Genomic DNA, 16,449 nt, shown 5'->3' with positions numbered 1-16,449 from the left:
ACCCCTATCACAAGGGCCTGCACTTAGGTCAGTTCTGGGGCTTCTTCAGACCCGAGAACAGTGACTGGCGAGGGGCTTCCTCGGCAACCGCTTCCTCGGCAACCGCTTCGGCGGTCTCGACCGCTGCTTCGGCTTCGACCGGGCTGTCGGTCAGCACAGCCAGCTCTTCCGCCTGCTCAACCGAAGCACCTTCGGTCAGCAGCTCTTCGACCGCTTCGTCCTGAACTTCGCTCTGGGCCTCAGCGATCACCTCGGCAGGAGCGGGTTCAGCCGCACCGGCCTTGGCTTCGGCAGCCTTGGCGGCAATGCCCAGCGGTTTGGTGCCCGAGGTCTTCACACGGGTCTCGGCCTTGGGGGCCGGAGCCGGTGCAGCCGGAGCCTTCTCGGTGGCGGCTTCCGCCGTCGCCAGAGGGTTGAGGTCGATGCTGGCGGTGAAGCCGCTCGGCCCACGGGTGGCCGAGATGGTCACGCCGATGGGCGACAGCGGATCCAGACCCGGCACGAGCGTGCGGACGTGGTTGGTGATCGCCTTCTCGATTTCTTCCTGATCGAGAGTCATGTTGAACGCCATGAGGACTTTACCTTTCAAAAAGCCGCAGGAGGTTTTGGAACTCTGGGGTGAGCACCCCAGCGTGGATCGCTCCCAAGGCGTCTGCGACGTGTTCCGACTTGGAATGGATTTCACCTTTGATGAAGCCCTTACCGTTCTTTTCATAGACCGGCCATGGAGCTTCGGGGTATGCTTGTACACCAGCATCAATCATCTGCTGCTTCGATGCATTGCGGTTGCCCGCAAGTGCCTTCTTCGCATCGGCTGCACTCACCTCAATGAGGGGAATACCCATGGCACGGATCGTGGCCATGACGCCGACGCAGATACCATAGGATGCCATCGCTCGGGCCGATTGGGAACCAACCGGCATCTCGACGAAGACAACCTTGGCCTTCTCACAGGCAGCGATGACGGGACGTGCAAGCTGCTCAGCCCGATGCAGGTCATTAGAATTGACCCGCACCTGCTTCCCTTGGAGCTTCACTGGTTCGATGACCTGCATTGCTGAGGGGGTGAAGAAGCCCTGCTCAAGGCAGAGAGTCCCTTCAGTGATACCCCAGTGATCGAGGCTTGGGTCGAGACCCACGACATCTACAATCATGATTGCTCCGCAGAAAAAGCCCTCCCCAGTTGTACTGAGGAGGGCTTGTCTTTACCCCAACCTAAGTTGGGGATCAAGTCGGATTAGCCCTTATTGAAGAGGCTCTTCCGCTCGCCACCGGCATTGTTGCCGCCCGACGAAGACGGGGGAGCACCAGCCGAACGACCGGGCCGACCTTGCTGGCCACCGGCACCATCCTTGATGGTCCGCTTGTCGCGGATCTTGCCCTTATGGGCTTCGAGCCACGTCGGCCAGAAGACAGCCACGTCCTCACCCTGAGCATTCAGGATAGCATCGCCCGAGGCTGCCACCGAGCCGCCGTTTTCGAGAGCCTGTTCGGCCTCACGCACGGTGCAACGGAACTGCGGGAACATGGCCTTCTCGGCCACGTTGACTTCGCGTTCCTCAGCGATGGCCTCGTAAGCCCCGGTCGTCTGGTTCTTCTGGGTCTTGTTCTCCTTGACCCGGTAGATGGCCAGAGCGACCTTCTTGCCGATGCACTCGACCAGCATCGGAACGGCCTTGGGCAGTTCCTGCTTGGCGTCGGGATCGTAGACCTTGAAGGTCTTTTCCTCGGTGTCCTGCTCGTTGAGCGGCTTGTCCGAGGCGACCATGCAGATGTCGTTGACGATGGCGAAGCCGGGCAGCGGGTTCCGCTTGCCGGTTTCCTTCTTGTCCTTGTCCTTGGCCATGTAATAATTCAGGCCAGCACCGGACGTGATCCAGAAGGTCTCGCGGTATTCCTTGCCGTCGGCATCGACGCCGATGAAGGTGACGGACTGGGCATTCGAGCTGGTGCTCTTGCCCGCATAGAGGGCCTTGATGGTGAACTCCACGATGTCCGTGTCACGGACCCACGAGCCACCGCCAACGCGGTCTTCGTTCTTCTCAAGACCTTCGGTCGAGAGGCCACTGAAAATACCCATAATCTCAAGTTCTTTCTTCGTTTGTCTACTGGCTTAGTACCGTTTTGGTATTAGGTGTCGTAGAACTTGTGGAGGTGATCCAGCAGAAGCTGGGCGTCGTTGTCGATATAGGTCTGCTTGGCGTTGAACATACCCATCGGCGAACGAATGCGAGTCCCGACAGTCTTTGCAGTCTTTCGGGTCTGGAAGACGTACTTGAAGCCGATCTCGGTCTCGTCTTCGCTGACGTTCAGCAGAGCTGGGTCATACTTGCCGAGATCCTTGACCGGAATGGTCGTCGCTTCCACCACGGTGGAGAAGTAGGCTTCTACACCTTGGTTCTTGAGAGCACCCTTGATGGGCACTGCCCGCTTCATCTCCATTGCCTTTTCGTCCAGCACGTCGAGGACGTGGGCGATGATGATGACCGGCTTGCCGAACTCGACGAGCTTGACCTGCATCAGCTCCTTCCAGAACTGAGCATAGTTGCTCCATCCCTTCATCGTGTCGGCCTGTCCCAGCACGTACTGGGACTCGAACATATCCATCAGAAACGTCGAGCTGTCGATGATGAGCCCATCCACATGCTCGGGAGCAGCGATGGCATCGTCGATATAACCGAACACCTGATAAGGGTCGGTGATGCGGACGTTGATGAAGTCGTTCTTGAACGGCAGGCGTTTGCCTGCCTCGGCGTTGAGATAGATCCAACGGTTCTTGTTGCGGATGTTCCGCAGAGCCGCTGATTTCCCAGCACCGGAGACGCCTCCGATCAGTATCATCTGATCGTTGAAGACGATGGTATCCTCGGACATGGTGTTCCTTCCTCTTGGTTCCAGCGATAGCCAGTCCTGAACCAAAGAACAGGACTGGCCAGCCGATCACTTCCGCTCGAAGCGTTTCCCGACAGTCACCATGATGGTGGTGTCGATCTCGTCCTCGGTCAGAGGTGTGTTCAGCTTCTTGTTGAAAGCGTGAACCTGCTTCTGGACTTCGATCAAAGACATGCCTCCGTCCACGAGGGCCAGAGCATACTTAATCATCTGGTTGTTCCGGTTGCCCGAAGCGATCCGCTGGGCAAACCAGCGTTCCAGATTGTCCATATTCTGGACCGCCTGCATTTCCTTCTTGAAGCCCTCATTCTTCGAGGTCTTCGGAATAAAAGGCAATGCGTCGAGGATCTCGCCTTCCAAGTTATAGTGGTAGTCGCCGTCATAGCACTCCCACTTCTTGGCCCGTTGGTTGGCCGACTCGTCGGTCTTGAACGGAAGCCAAGCCATCACATTGTTCATGAACTCCTTGTATTCGTCGGAGTCCAGCTCAAGGTGATAGTTGATCGGAAGGATGAGACGGAAGCGATCTGCTCCCACGATGTCGTTGCCGCCCTCGTCCATACCCTCAAACTGCTGATGCCGCTTGGTGGTATAGGTCATGAAGCGATGCTCCTTCATGATCTCGTGACAGGTGGCGAGGGAGATCCCCTCATCCACATCAATCACGATCATGTTGAAGCCAGCGAGCACGTTCTCCTCGGCCCGGTGTCCGGCCTTGAAAGCATGGTTGGTCCAGTGGTAGCCGGACGCCTGCGTCATCTCATGGAGCTGGTCGAAGGGCACCACCTCGGACTGGTAGTTGTAGGCCCAGTGATCCGAGTAGGACACGATCATCTCGTCGATGTTGGTCTCCTTGAGCTTCTCGCCCTTGAAGAACTCGATCCCGTCCACGAAGGACTTCTTGATGATGATGTGCTTCTTGTAGCCCCATGCCGTCGCCATGGTCATCATTTCCTGACGGGCGGCGTTGCCTGCCTTGTAAAAGGGCAGGGCCTCGTGAAGATCGGCGTGGGTCTGTTCGGTGCCCACGTCAGCGATGAAGCGGGCGAGCTTCACATATGCCTTCTCACGAGCGAGGATCGCCTGAAAAGCCGTCCCAGACTCCTCCACCAGCTTGATGGCTGGCAGCAGGTGAGAGTCCAACTCGATCTCAGTGCTCTCGTCGCAGAAAGCGAACGCTCCGGCGAGTTTGAGTGCTTTGAAATACCGATGCGAAAGCTCGGCTTTCTTGATCTCGTCGTGCTCAGGCATGGAGTCTGCCAGCCGCTCGCACTCGATCTTGTAGGTCAGGAGAGCAATGCCCACTTCGTCGTCAACAGTCATTTTCCAATCGAACATGGCCGGGTCAGCCAGCTTGTGAAACTGGGCAGCCCATTTGTTCGAGGAAGCGTTGTTCGCTGGTTCGGTCAGACGACGATAGATCTCCTCAGGAGTGAGGGAATTGAACGCCTTCTTGTCCTGCTGACCCCAACCGAAGATGCACCGACGGGCATAGCCGGTGTCGAGGAACGAATAGAACTGATCCTCGGTTTGACCACCGTCCAGCAACTTGCTAGGGGTGCCGAATAGCAGCATGTTGGTGGGAGTCTTCCCATCCAGCTCTTCGCCTCGCTGGTTGTCAGCGGTGTTCTTGACCAGCTTCTGTTTCACTATCCCCTGATCGTAAAGCTCAAGGAACAGGGTCAGGACATCGGTGGAACCAATGAGGTTGCTACCGATTTCATCAATTTGCAGGTTGATGGAACCGCATGACGACAGAAGCAGCTTATGCCGAAGCTGCTTCACCGCAGGGGGAGTTCCTGAGTCGAAGGTGAAGGGATAGGCACCGGCAGACTTGAACTCTTTTTCGGCCTTCTCGAACTCCTCCTGTGGGTCAGTCCCATTCCGGGCAGCCCGGCCATTGGCGATAGCCCACAGGTTCTGCTCAGCGATCAGGGGGAACGTGTCCTCCATGAACCGTTTCTTGAACGGTCGCATGAGTTCGTTCTCGACGACATTGACCGAATGGCCTTTGCCGAAACCTGAGGTGGCCAAGGCCAGAGCATAGATGTTCACGGGGATTGCTCCTCGATCCTTGGTCAGGATGGTAGCCCGCTGAGAGGCAGCCATTTTGCCGAGGAAGTAGGCCACTTCCACTTGAAAGAAGCCCTTGTCGGTGTTCTGGGTCTTGTTGCAGAGCATCTCGACGATCTCGGAAATCGCCGGGTGATGTTGCACGGTTGAAAGGTCAGTCATCATGGTTCCTCAGTCCGGGAAATATTGCTTCCGCTGCTCGCAGATGTCGTAACCCGGACAGTACGGACACCGCTTCACCTCACCGGGCACCGTCTTAACGACGCCCTTGCCCTGATCGTGCATGTGCCGATTGGCCTCTGCCAGATTGTCGAAGTTCTTGCTCGACCGGGCACCCGGCTCATTGGCCTTGGCGGGGTTGGAGTAGTATTTGTACTGGGGGTCCGAACGCCACAGCTCTTCGTCGGTGCATTCCGGGAGCTGGCTCTCGGGCTTGTCCTTGTTGGCCTTCAGGGCGGCCAGCTTGGCACGGACGAACAGTTCGGTATCAGCCAGCGTCAGCAGGTTGATGTCCTTGTACTCGACCCGCTTCTGCGGATAGTTCGGATTGGTCCGGGCCGCCGACTTCTGCCAGTCAGTGAACACATAGTTCACCCGCATGTAATCCTCGGTGATCCGAGGCATGGGCAGAGCGTCGTCGATCCAGCGATACAGGCTACCCTGAAGCTGGTTCTCATCGTCACGGGTGCCATACAGCCAACCGAAAGCCGAGGTGGACTTGTTGTCCTCAACATGGCCTTCGGCCACAGCATCGAACTTGCCACCGATCACGAAGCCACCGAACTCACGGTAGGCCCGCTGTTCGAGAAAGATCGGGATCATGTCGGGCATGGCCTTCCGCTCTTCGTCGGTGGGATTGATCCGTACCTTGTCGATGGCCGACTGAGGGATGCCCAGCTTCTTGAGGTTCCGGGCGTAGTTCTGTTTCCACGCACGCTCGATGCCATCATGGATGGTGGAACCAAGGCCACGGGAGATGTAGTCGGAAACGTCTTCGACCCGATCTTCGATGGGGATACGCATTCCGAGGATGATCTGTTTGAGTGGCTTCATCAGCGTGGTGACGCTGATATAGGGCTTCTCGAAGACCGCCCCTGCCGCATAGTCGTAATTGTCGTCCACCAGCCAGACGGCCAACAGCAACGAAATGTCGAGTTCGTTCGTGATCCTCACGATATGGTCTCCAAGTTGTATGGGAAGGAAAGCCGCAGCCCCCGAAAAAGGACTGCGGCTCCTTGGTTCAGCGGAGCGGAAGCTCCAACTGTTCCTCAGGATCGGGGAAGAGCTTTCCCTGATCCGCTTGCAGGTTGAGATGCATCGTTTGCCTCATTCAGCTTACGATGACGCAAGATCCGACCCGCATAGTGGACCATCTTTTCGGCATCATAGATGTCGGACGATCCGGCCTTGCCGTTGCCTTGCCGTGCAGCAGCAGACCGCCAGAGGGCCTTGAACAGGCACCCCTCGTCGAAGGTCATGCCGAGGGCTTGGATGATGTCCTCGCACTCGGCCTGATACGGAGCCTGATCTTCTCGCTGGGGATGCGCCACATGGACGAGGTAGTAACTTACCCGTCCCCCAGTGAGCTTGGTAACGGCGACCTGCATGGTCAGATGACCTCAGGGGCAGGCGGCTGGACGGCATCAGGCACGTCAGCGGGAGCCTGAAATTCCTCTTCGGTCATCTCGCCGAGATAGGAGACGTTCGTGATGATGATGTCACGGACGGTAATGAGCGGCTTGGCCTCCTCCGGCATCTTCATGATGAGGGTCTTGTGGAGGTTCTGCTGGGCCTTGGCCAGCTTGGCAGCCGGGAACTTGGTGCCATCCGTATGGCGGACGACGGCGTTGGTCGGAACGGAACTGATCTGGCCGTCCTCGTCCTTGCCGACGGAAAACATTACCATACCGGCGATGAGGTAGAAGTGATGTGTTTCAGACTTTGACATGGGTTTCTCCGGTGGGCTTGGTCATAGCTCATGGAAGGGTGCTCACCATACCCATAACCATGATAAATGCTAGGCTGCATCTTGCATGGCTTTGTCGATGACAGCGAAAATTTCGTCCTCGGTTGAGCCATTGGGAATAGTGATCTCAGTCTTCCATGAGGGATAGAAGATACCGAACTCACCGCCCAGTTTAACCTCGTCGTGTACGATGTCAGGAAGCTCCTGCCACTGCACAGCTTGAACGAGATTGTCGTTGGCGTACTTCACTGCCTTGATGTCATCTCGGATTAGAAAATACTGAGCATCATGGATCTGAGCACATGGTTTGATGTCAAGCCGGTGACGGCTCTTACGCACCTTTCCATTGAACTCAACACCTGCTCGGCTGTTGAGTAGACAGTAGGATTGTCCCAAGGCATTTCCAGCAGTTCGACCTTCGGCCTCTGCTTGGTGAGGGGTCTTGCTGGTTCCCCGAACCACTTGATGCAGGAGGGGCGTGCGAAGACGCAATCCAAATGCGATTGTGACATAGCCATCCTTTGTCGCTTGATCGAGCTTTGCGGCCACCCACCGATCACTGACCACGTAAAGCTCGTGGTACTTCGCCTCAACCGCCTTGGCCTTCTCCATGGAGAAGCCACAGTTGGTCATCAGGGTCTTATAGGTTCCCTGATAGGTGAGGGCGAATGTCGGTGCCTTGCTATCCTGCCTCTCGGCTGGATAGCGCTTGGCGATGGTGTTGATGCTCACCACTGAGTCGGGATCAATTCCCTCCATCTTGTCTCCAAAGTAGGCGTAAGCCCGGAGACAATGCCCATCGTAGCCGTCGGTGTAGACCTTGAGTTTGTTGGGATCTTTCGTGGTGAGAGCTGAGATACGATCTTCGAGTGAGGCGAAGTCCAGCCCACAGAAGAGCCATCCCGGAGGAGCTTGAAAGCAAGACTTGATGGTCTTTGCATACTTGCTCGAAGCGGGCAGGTTTTGCAGATTGGGTCCACTCGAAGACAGTCGGCCACTCTTGGTTCCTCCAAGGTTGAAATTGCCAAACAGATAGTGCCAGCCGTCCGGTCCCCGCTGGGCATTCTTCAAGGATGGGATGAAGTCGGTGATGATCTTGTTCACCGCCTTATATTCTTCCAGCCCCTTCAGGAACGCCAAGATGTCAGGGTTGGTCGTATGGAACTGCAACGCCTTGATAGTGTCGCCGTCCGTGCTGGGCTGCTTCGCATCCGTGAAGCCCAAGATGGGCAGTTGCAGGTGGTTGAACAGGAGATCCTGAAGCTGCGGTGCCGAGTTTGGATTGAAGACCTCCTTGGCATCGGCCAAGGTGACTCGCTTCTTCTTCAGCGTGCTGTTCTTCATGTGGACCCACCGCTCGTTCATACGAGAGGTGTATCGCTGGATCGTTGCCGATCCTTGGATCGCGGATAGGGCCTTGGCCTCGTCCACTAGCAGATCCTGCTCGACTTCCAGCACCCGCTTCATGTTTACCGGCATCCCGGTGAGCTGCATCTGGATGATGTCAACCGTGGCGGGCTGGAACAGCTCCTTGTAAACCGGGAGCTGCTGATCGACCAGCATGGTCTGATAGTGCTTGCTATGCGTGTACCAAGTGCTCAGCCCGTCCACCAAGTTATATTGGAGGAGATCCCTCAACGGGATCTTGCGGATGTCCTTGATCTCTTCGACGGCATAGTTCCCGGCGAACTCCTGAGCTTGGTCCTTCAGACCCAGCTTGTTGCCAGCACAGGAGTTGGTCGCCAGATAGGTGATGAGCTTGGTGCAATCCCAATCACCATGGTCGCCGAGCATCACGTCCAGCCCGTAGAGCAGCCCCTCTTGATCGAGGATATGCTCCATGAAAAGCTGGTAGATCAGCACATAAACGTCGAAGGCGATGTTGTGCCAGATGAGCTTTATGTCCAGCTCACGGCACAGCTCAAAGAACTTCTTGAGCAGGCGGCGTCTGGGCTCATGCTTGACCTGTCGGCCATAGAGCCCTGGCACGCTCAGATCCTCCTCGTAGTCCACGGCAAAGGCTATCCCTTCTCCTTGGTTCCAGCAGAAGGTGATCGTGCCTATGCCGCATTCCCAGTGCTTCAGGCCGAAGCCTTCGATGTCGGAGGTCAGGGGCTGGCGCTTCTCGATGAGCTTCACCAGCCAGTCTTCAATTTCCTGATCGGTGCTGGGATAAGCAGCGAACTTGATGATGTCGTTGCCGGGGGCCTCATAGGAACCAAGGGAATGGGAGTACAAGGCATCCATCCCCTGTTTGATCTTGGCCCTTGTTTTCTCGGGATCATAGAAGATCGCTGAGTGATTGGGGACGTAGATCACCTTGAAGCCATAGGCTGTGTCCATCACATAGCCGAGGTTAGCCTCAACTTTGGACACCTTGGTCAGGGCCTTGAAGTAGTCTCCATCTGCACAGAGAACATACTCAACACCCATGTCGTTGAATGTGGGAACCAACTCCTCAGTGATATAGGCACGCATCTCGGCCATCGGAGTCTTCTTCTTCCCTTCGGCATAATGCAGGTCAAGGACCAGCAAGTCGTTGGGATCGAGAGTCGATGTGTCGAGATACGCTCGCTTGATCTCATCCTTGCGGATGTTCGGAACCAAGAGAGCCACCTTGTAGGAGGTCATCTCAGTGTCAGAGAAGTAGGCATATCGCATCAGTAGATCAGCCTCGCAGCAGCATAGAACTCGATCTTCGGCAGCAGTTTGTCGAACTGCCGTGATCCACGGGTGTCACCTCGTAGCGTGATCCCCACATCGTTGTGGCGATCCAACTTCTTGAGGGCAGGGAACACCTCCACCAGACAGTCTGGCAGGGTGTCTCGCATCTCTTGAAGTGTCTGGCAGGGATCCAGCAGCCTGAAGATGATCTGGCTGATGAGCCTCTCATCCGTGGCGACGGTCTCGGCACTTTTGATGTGCCATTCCATCTTGGAGTTCAAGCTGTCGTGAAGGTTTTCCTTCGCGGTACGACCTGCTACAACAGCGAACCCCTCGGCGGTGTAATACTCACCGTAATAGAGGAAGCCTGCGGCCTGCGTACCTTTGATCTCGTTGTTGGCACGGATCAGATCGGCAATGGATTTGTCCAGCCTACGCTTCTCTGCCACGAAGAGATCAGCGATGAACGCTTGGATCAGTTTGAAGTAGCTCGACCCCTTACGGGGCAGGGTGAACTCTGGTTCGTCGGACATAAATCACCTCAGAGGATTAGGCCGCCGTACCGTTCAGCAAGCTGGCCGTAAAACACGATCTGCTTGCGGGCACGAGACGCACCCACATAGAGCATACGGGCAGCCTGCGATGGATTGGGGGAACGGCTCAGGTTGGACACGTCGATGAAGACACGATCCAGAGAGGAGCCTTGAGCCTTGTAGATGGTGGACGCATCACGCTGACGCAGATCAAGGATCTGCTTCTTGAGGTCGAAGAACTTCGCCCACTCCTTCCGACTGGCCAGCCACTTGACGATGCCCTCGAAATGGGGCTTGTCATAAGGCAGGCGAACGTCGGTGAAGATCATGCCGAGTCGGTTACGAACCTCAGCAAACTGATACTCGACTTCGACATCAGCACCGCCAAAGTTGTCGATCCACAGTCGATGAACGTCGGGCTTGATGGAGAGGATCTCGATCTCCTCACCGATCTTGAGCTGGTAGCGTTGGACTGGCAGAGGATGGTTGCAGATCAGCAGTTCACCCACGGTGAACTGAGGGGGCAAGTTCCTGATCCACCGGATCTCGTCGTTGTATTCTACGACTCGCTTGTTAGTGTAAGCGAGGATGCGTTCGTCCAGCGTTTGTTGGGCAAAGCTCTGATGGACGGCAGCCGCCATCTGGTCATCGCTGTACCAGTCGATGATGCCGGGCACGATCTGGATCGGCTTGAACTCGCCAGTCTCAACCGTCGTGCGAAGCTGCCAGTTGAGAGCATGAAGCTCGGGGATCTGAGTCCGCATCGGTTGGGTAAGCTCGACGTGGTGGATGCTCCCACCATAGACTGGACTGATCTTCTCCTTGACCGGGGCCATCTGGCAGTGATCGCCCACATAGACGATCTTGCAGTTCATGGTTCCCTCATGGAGGAACTGGTAGAGCGAGGTATCCACCATGGATGCCTCGTCGAGGAAGATGATCTTTCGTTCGTGGACCTGCCAGCTCCGGGTCTTCGTGAGCTTGGTCTCGCCGGTCTCAAAATCCTCGGCGACCTTCAGGCCCATGAAGGACGCAGCGGTACTCGTCGGCCTGCCAGCAGATAGGGACAGCACTTCGGCTGCTTGGTTCGTGGTGGCCAGCATGGCTACGCTGTCGTACTTGGGCTGAATGCCCATCATCTTACAGGTGGCGTGGTACTGGGGCATGATGTCGTCGATCATGTGGCCCATGAGGTGTGTCTTCCCGACGCCACCGGGGCCGGTGACGCCCATCTCTTTCTCGGGGGCGAACAGAAACGAGAAGAAGTAATCGGCTGCGTCCTGCTGCCCTTGGTTCAGCGGCAGCTTGGTCGTGACATCCGTCATGGGATGCTCCTGATGTGGAAGGCCCCACTCCAGTGGGGCCTTGTTCAGATGTAGGGAGTGAGGTCGGCCTTGAAGTAGTCCGGCCCCTTGGCGATCTTGCCGTTGGCATCCTTGATGCACTCACGCTTGCCCGTCTCAGGGTTCACAATGAACTTGGACCAGTTCGACTTGGCCACCGTGTCGAGAGCACCGGAAATGCCATACTGCATGAAGTGTGCCGTGCCGACAGCCGTGACCACCTGATCGCACAGAGCGTCGAGGTAGGGAACATGGTTGGCCTCGTCGATCACGAAAATCACATCCGGGCTGGTCTTGAAGTGGTCAGCCAGAGCGTGCATGGCCAGCTTGGCCTTGGCCAGCAGCAAATCCGTTTCGGGGGTTAGGCCCGAGATCTCCTGAAGCATCTCGTGGACTTCCTCGAAATGCACGCCGGTCTGGACCTGCACGTCTTTGACGGTCAGGGTCTCATTCGGCTTGGCCGTCTCGAACCAGTCACGGATGCTGGCGATGGTGTTTTCAGGGTCGTGCATCTTCCTCTTTCTGGGTCTGCCTGACGAACTCCGTCGTCAGAAGGTTGGTGATGAAGTCCTTCACCGAATGGTTGGGACCGAGTTGATCTGCCAGCCAATCCAATTGGGTGGGCGTCAGACGTGTGGCCACATCTTCCATGAAGGCACGCCGGGTATCAGCCGGTGCAACATTGAGGGCCTTCAGCCTCTGTGTCACCGTGGTATGGTGGCAGCCAAGGATGTTGGCGATGGTGGCCAGAGACAGACCCACGCTGTTCAAGCGGATCAGGTCGGTATCATTGGCCTTGCGGTTGGCACGGTAGACGCTGGACATTCTGGTTATCCCGAAAAAAGAACCCTCACCACGGTAAAGTGGTGAGGGCTCCTTTGCAAGATATGTTGGGGATCAGACCCAATCAGGCTTGTTGGTCTTGATCCGTTCGATCTCCTTGGGGGTGAACCCGAGGACATCCCAGCCTTTCTTGCACGCCTTGCGGTGCAGCCATAGGTGGCCCCACGAAGGCTTGTCGCCAGCCGCAGCCTTGGTGAAGAGCTGACGTGCGACCTCGGCACGAGATCCTTCCATCTTCGGTACGACCCTTTCGTCGTTGAGTTCAGTCATCGTCCCGGCAACGGTGCCGGTCTTGATGACCTTGCCAGCTTCAGCATCCTTGATGGCTGCCTTGGTCTTGGCGTTGGGAGTCTTGGTTTGAGGCTGCTCATCCGCCGACGCCGGGGGCGTCGTCGTCGGCTTCGCGACCGGCTGAGCAATCTTGGCTTCCACCTTGTCCAGCTTGAGGTGAGTCAAGTTGGTCTCAATGTGGGCCTGCTCGGTGGCGTTGAAGCCCAGTGCCTGCCAGCTCTTCTTGGCTCCCTTCTTTAGGGCCAGAAGTTCCGGCCAGCTCTGGCCATCGAACAGGACACGGGCCTGTGCGGCCTTGCCGCCCTGAGCCTGTGCCTTGGCGTCAGCCACCTTGGCTGCCACTTCCTTGGCGTCGATCTTCGCTGCCTCGGCACCGTCCTTGTCATGGTCGAGCGAGGCGATGATAGGCATCGCCTTGTCGGCTTCCTTCAGGGCTGCCTTCAGGTCGGACGAGTTCTGAGCCTCGCTGCCGACCCTCGTCACCTTGAGGTTGCCGCCACGAGCCCCACCGATCTCGACAAGTTCGATGACACCGATGTGGCGACCAGCCAGCACTGCTGCCAGCAGCTTGGCCGTGGGAGTGTCCTTGCTCAGCGGAGCATTGCGGAACACGGTGTCATGGTCCGCCTTGGGCACGTCGCCGACGATGTGGTAGGCACAGACCCGCATCTTGTTCGAGTCGTACTGGGGCACAGCGATGGCGTCTTCCGGTGCCACCTTGATGAGCACCATCACGCCCGAGCTTCCACGGAAGCCACCGACATAGGCACGACGAGCAACGTGCAGGCCGTTCGAGCAGTCGTTTCGACGGTTGGGATCGACCATCGACTCTTTCATGAAGACCTTCGAGCCGACACGCTGGATGACGTTGCCGGAATGGATGTCCTGATAGACATCCTGATGGTTGCCCCGACGGTTCAACGTCTTGAAAGCAACGAAACACCCATCGTCAGCGATGGGCATATCGTTGCGGGACATGAACCGCAACAGGTCGTCGATAGAGTGACCACGCTTGGCAATGACCGGGGCGATGCGGCGAAGGAAATTCTCCACACCGATGGTAGAGCCGAGCTTTAGAGCCGCAGCCATGTGCGTCTTCAGGTTCTCGATGCCGGGGATGACGATCTGTTCGCCCGTCGAGTCCTCGACCACGGCGATGATAGTGTCATCTTCCTTAGTCTCGTCATCGGTGAACTTGGGATCGCTGACCGGCTGGGCCTTGCTCAGGATCTCCTGAGCAGCATTGCTGAGCTTGGTTGCCTTCGGCGATGGAACCAAGGGAACCGGAGCAGGCATGGTAGCAGGCACCGGGCCATCGGTCACACCGTCCTTGGTCACGACCGCATGGAGCGGGTCGATCACAGGCTGGCCGTTGGTCACGATGGGCACGGTCCCCAGAGTCTGGGGTTCCGGCTTGTTTTCAGGGTCATGCGGATCGCTGATGAGGTGCTTGATGAACTTCTTCGCAACCCGGAACAGCTTGACCACACCGGAAGTCTTCTCCTCGAAGTCCCGGTAATGAGTGGTGGAGACCGACTGGAAGTCCAGCTCGGCCACGCCCCCCGAGGCCAGAACCGGGGTGGCAATGCCAACCAGTCCGGGCAGTCGAGGGTCAGAGGAAGACAGCTCGAACGTCGAGCCGTCCTCCTTGTAGAACACCGTGTTGTCGTTGCCGACCACGATGGCAAGAATGCGAATGATCGCCATGACTTTATCCTTCTTCGATGATGGTCAGCAGAGCATCGCGAGCAATGATCCGCTGCTTTTCAGTGAGCCCATAAGACTTCCACCTCATGATGGTATGGGCAGCCCCCCCGCCGTCCATCATCTGGATCAGCTTGTTGGACTTCAACTTGCGGAAGAGATTATCGACCACGGGATCCAGCTTGAAGGCACTGATGATCTCTTCGATCTTGGCACCTTGTTGGCTGGTTCCCCGCCAGTAGTTGGCCTTGAAGATTTGCCAGATCTTCATGAGCTTCCTGTCGTCTTCGGTCAGGTTGTCCACCAAACCAAAATACTCGTAGAAGTCTCGGTCGGACTTGATGATGTCCACCCACATCGCTTGGCCATGCCATTCGCTGTGGTAACGCCGGGTGTCCATCCGATCGGTGTCGAATGGGAGGAACTCCCGGATACGGGGGTTGGTCTCGAACTCTTCCACCAAGTTATTGAGGATGTAGTCCTGCCAGTCAAGGGCTCCCGCTGCTTTGTAGCGGTCGTACTGGTTCTGGTTGGCACACACGGCACCTTTGCTGCCGTACACGTCGATGATGAGCTTGGACTGGCCTTGATCCAGCCCTTCGATGAAATCGTACTCGTTCCGTCGGCCATCCTTGATGATGAACTCAGGAAGCGTGGTCCGATCCACCTCAGGCTGCACCTCGACACGGTTGCTCTGGTAGAGGCCATTGCCGTTGGTCATGGCAGATAGCTTCGGGATCCCGTTCTTCTTGGGTCGGCGAAGCTGGGGCTGCTCCTTGATCTCTTCCTGCTTGCGGATGTAATTCCGCTGCTGGTCAACCGTGAGGTCGATCAGATGCACGCCGAGGTCGAGGAAGTATTTGCGAGCAGCTTCCACCTTGGCGTCGGCACGAGGCACGACATAAACGATGGATTTGTTGCTGCTGCCCAGCCAGTATTTACAGATGGCCGCCTTGTCCGCACCACCATCGACCACATCCATCTTGTTGAAGGACAGGATCACGATGTTGCGAGCGAAGGGGAACATCTTCTCGATCGGTTCCGGGGCGTACTTGACCGCCTCGACAACCTTTTCACTGCTGCGGCTGAAGCCACGCACCGGCTCGGCATAGACGAAGAGCTTGTTGGGTGAGAGACCATTGATCTCCTTGCTCATGCCCTTCATCAGAGGCCACAGCACATGCTGGTGGAACCAAGGAGACTCCTCCTGCGTGGACTTGTAGCGGTCCCCCGGCTTGTGCTTGTGACCACGAACGAGGTGAGCTTCCTGCTCATAGGCCCGACGATAGCTCTTGAGGAGCTTCTTCATCTTCTGGCCGCCGAAGCCGGACACCAGCAACGAGTTGATGCGGAGCATCATATCCCGACGCCGGAAGTTGGCGAAGTCCGGGTAGCCTGCATGGGCATACTGGCGGACGAACTGCGGGAAATTGGTCAGATTGTCATGGGTCTCGAACTTGAAATCGCCCTGCCGATGGGTGTTGATGGACCCATCATGGCTGCGGTTCACGTTGTAAAGGTTCGGGATCGACTGCTCGGTGTTGAACAGGACATGGGGAGCCGACTCGATCCACGTCTTCTCGATCCGTTCCTCAAGGAGCTTGAAGCACTCGACCGTCAATTCCTTGTCCTTGGTTCCCAGAAAGCCCAGCATCAGTTCTCTGATGGCTTCGATGGTGTGCTTCTGGTTGGACAGGCTCTCACGGCTGGGCGTGACCGATACGGTGTTCGGGGCAGCCTGAAGGACCAGCGTCCATGTGGTGTTGTCCCGAGCATAGTAGCCGGTGCCGTTGAGCCGCTTGAGGAACTCGGTGATCTGGTCCCACTGCAAGCCGTATTCTTCGGCCCGCTCGATGGGGTAGATCACGTTGCCGTAGCGGACGACAATCTGCTTGAAGGTTTCCAGCACCTTCTTCTTGGTGAGCATAAAGCCATGCACCATGTCGTTGAACGGCAGGCTGGGGAGGCGTATGCCGTTCAGTTCCATGTTCATGGCACCGTTCTGCACGATGCGATGGATCAGAGTGCCGAACCTGCCCTTGTCGGTCATGTTCTTGATGGCGATCTTGACCTGAAGGCCATGCTCCTGAGTCGGGATGTTCGACACCACCGGCACGATGGACGGCTTGCCGCCGACCTC

15 protein-coding genes are annotated in these 16,449 nt (G+C 57.0%); all 15 read right to left on the bottom strand.

Annotated elements, in window-relative coordinates; all coding sequences use genetic code 11:
* Positions 1 to 28 precede the first annotated feature (28 nt).
* Positions 29 to 559 (bottom strand): hypothetical protein, encoded by a 531-nt coding sequence (locus QZ994_RS07440; RefSeq protein ID WP_290870411.1) that lies wholly within the window; start codon positions 557 to 559, stop codon positions 29 to 31.
* 19 nt (positions 560 to 578) lie between these two features.
* Entirely contained in the window at positions 579 to 1,154 is a 576-nt protein-coding gene (locus QZ994_RS07435) for a hypothetical protein (protein WP_290870409.1), read from the bottom strand.
* Between the two features lie 83 nt (positions 1,155 to 1,237).
* On the bottom strand, positions 1,238 to 2,080 hold the full coding sequence (locus QZ994_RS07430) for a hypothetical protein (RefSeq protein ID WP_290870406.1): 843 nt from the start codon (positions 2,078 to 2,080) through the stop codon (positions 1,238 to 1,240).
* A gap of 50 nt (positions 2,081 to 2,130) precedes the next feature.
* Positions 2,131 to 2,874 carry an AAA family ATPase gene (locus QZ994_RS07425; RefSeq protein WP_290870403.1) on the bottom strand — a complete coding sequence of 248 codons (744 nt, stop codon included), beginning with the start codon at positions 2,872 to 2,874 and terminating at the stop codon, positions 2,131 to 2,133.
* A 66-nt stretch (positions 2,875 to 2,940) separates the two neighbouring features.
* On the bottom strand, positions 2,941 to 5,127 hold the full coding sequence (locus QZ994_RS07420; RefSeq protein ID WP_290870401.1) for a primase C-terminal domain-containing protein: 2,187 nt from the start codon (positions 5,125 to 5,127) through the stop codon (positions 2,941 to 2,943).
* A gap of 9 nt (positions 5,128 to 5,136) precedes the next feature.
* On the bottom strand, positions 5,137 to 6,138 hold the full coding sequence (locus tag QZ994_RS07415) for a hypothetical protein (RefSeq protein WP_290870398.1): 1,002 nt from the start codon (positions 6,136 to 6,138) through the stop codon (positions 5,137 to 5,139).
* Positions 6,139 to 6,233: 95 nt separating this feature from the next.
* Entirely contained in the window at positions 6,234 to 6,572 is a 339-nt protein-coding gene (locus QZ994_RS07410) for a hypothetical protein (RefSeq protein WP_290870395.1), read from the bottom strand.
* 2 nt (positions 6,573 to 6,574) lie between these two features.
* Complete coding sequence (locus tag QZ994_RS07405; RefSeq protein ID WP_290870392.1) at positions 6,575 to 6,913, bottom strand: hypothetical protein; 339 nt, start codon at positions 6,911 to 6,913, stop codon at positions 6,575 to 6,577.
* Positions 6,914 to 6,982: 69 nt separating this feature from the next.
* On the bottom strand, positions 6,983 to 9,562 hold the full coding sequence (locus tag QZ994_RS07400; RefSeq protein WP_290870389.1) for a DNA polymerase: 2,580 nt from the start codon (positions 9,560 to 9,562) through the stop codon (positions 6,983 to 6,985).
* Between the two features lie 29 nt (positions 9,563 to 9,591).
* Complete coding sequence (locus QZ994_RS07395; RefSeq protein ID WP_290870386.1) at positions 9,592 to 10,128, bottom strand: hypothetical protein; 537 nt, start codon at positions 10,126 to 10,128, stop codon at positions 9,592 to 9,594.
* An 8-nt stretch (positions 10,129 to 10,136) separates the two neighbouring features.
* Positions 10,137 to 11,453 (bottom strand): ATP-dependent DNA helicase, encoded by a 1,317-nt coding sequence (locus QZ994_RS07390; protein WP_290870383.1) that lies wholly within the window; start codon positions 11,451 to 11,453, stop codon positions 10,137 to 10,139.
* A gap of 44 nt (positions 11,454 to 11,497) precedes the next feature.
* Entirely contained in the window at positions 11,498 to 11,983 is a 486-nt protein-coding gene (locus QZ994_RS07385; protein ID WP_290870380.1) for a hypothetical protein, read from the bottom strand.
* Entirely contained in the window at positions 11,970 to 12,296 is a 327-nt protein-coding gene (locus QZ994_RS07380; RefSeq protein ID WP_290870377.1) for a hypothetical protein, read from the bottom strand. Before QZ994_RS07380 ends, QZ994_RS07385 begins: the two co-directional genes overlap by 14 nt.
* Before the next feature lie 72 nt (positions 12,297 to 12,368).
* Complete coding sequence (locus QZ994_RS07375) at positions 12,369 to 14,312, bottom strand: hypothetical protein (RefSeq protein WP_290870374.1); 1,944 nt, start codon at positions 14,310 to 14,312, stop codon at positions 12,369 to 12,371.
* A 4-nt stretch (positions 14,313 to 14,316) separates the two neighbouring features.
* A partial coding sequence (locus QZ994_RS07370) for a hypothetical protein (protein WP_290870371.1) occupies positions 14,317 to 16,449 on the bottom strand: 2,133 nt, incomplete at its 5' end.

It is taken from the genome of Aquabacterium sp. (assembly GCF_021768455.1).
Taxonomy (GTDB): Bacteria; Pseudomonadota; Gammaproteobacteria; order Burkholderiales; family Burkholderiaceae_C; genus Aquabacterium.
Note: the sequence above shows the minus strand (reverse complement) of the source record. Positions and strands in the feature narration are given on the sequence as shown.

Coding starts and splice junctions, on each gene's coding strand:
- QZ994_RS07440 (WP_290870411.1), bottom strand. CDS start 559: ATGACTCTCGATCAGGAAGAAATCGAGAAGGCGATCACCAACCACGTC.
- QZ994_RS07435 (WP_290870409.1), bottom strand. CDS start 1,154: ATGATTGTAGATGTCGTGGGTCTCGACCCAAGCCTCGATCACTGGGGT.
- QZ994_RS07430 (WP_290870406.1), bottom strand. CDS start 2,080: ATGGGTATTTTCAGTGGCCTCTCGACCGAAGGTCTTGAGAAGAACGAA.
- QZ994_RS07425 (WP_290870403.1), bottom strand. CDS start 2,874: ATGTCCGAGGATACCATCGTCTTCAACGATCAGATGATACTGATCGGA.
- QZ994_RS07420 (WP_290870401.1), bottom strand. CDS start 5,127: ATGACTGACCTTTCAACCGTGCAACATCACCCGGCGATTTCCGAGATC.
- QZ994_RS07410 (WP_290870395.1), bottom strand. CDS start 6,572: ATGCAGGTCGCCGTTACCAAGCTCACTGGGGGACGGGTAAGTTACTAC.
- QZ994_RS07405 (WP_290870392.1), bottom strand. CDS start 6,913: ATGTCAAAGTCTGAAACACATCACTTCTACCTCATCGCCGGTATGGTA.
- QZ994_RS07400 (WP_290870389.1), bottom strand. CDS start 9,562: ATGACCTCCTACAAGGTGGCTCTCTTGGTTCCGAACATCCGCAAGGAT.
- QZ994_RS07395 (WP_290870386.1), bottom strand. CDS start 10,128: ATGTCCGACGAACCAGAGTTCACCCTGCCCCGTAAGGGGTCGAGCTAC.
- QZ994_RS07390 (WP_290870383.1), bottom strand. CDS start 11,453: ATGACGGATGTCACGACCAAGCTGCCGCTGAACCAAGGGCAGCAGGAC.
- QZ994_RS07385 (WP_290870380.1), bottom strand. CDS start 11,983: ATGCACGACCCTGAAAACACCATCGCCAGCATCCGTGACTGGTTCGAG.
- QZ994_RS07380 (WP_290870377.1), bottom strand. CDS start 12,296: ATGTCCAGCGTCTACCGTGCCAACCGCAAGGCCAATGATACCGACCTG.
- QZ994_RS07375 (WP_290870374.1), bottom strand. CDS start 14,312: ATGGCGATCATTCGCATTCTTGCCATCGTGGTCGGCAACGACAACACG.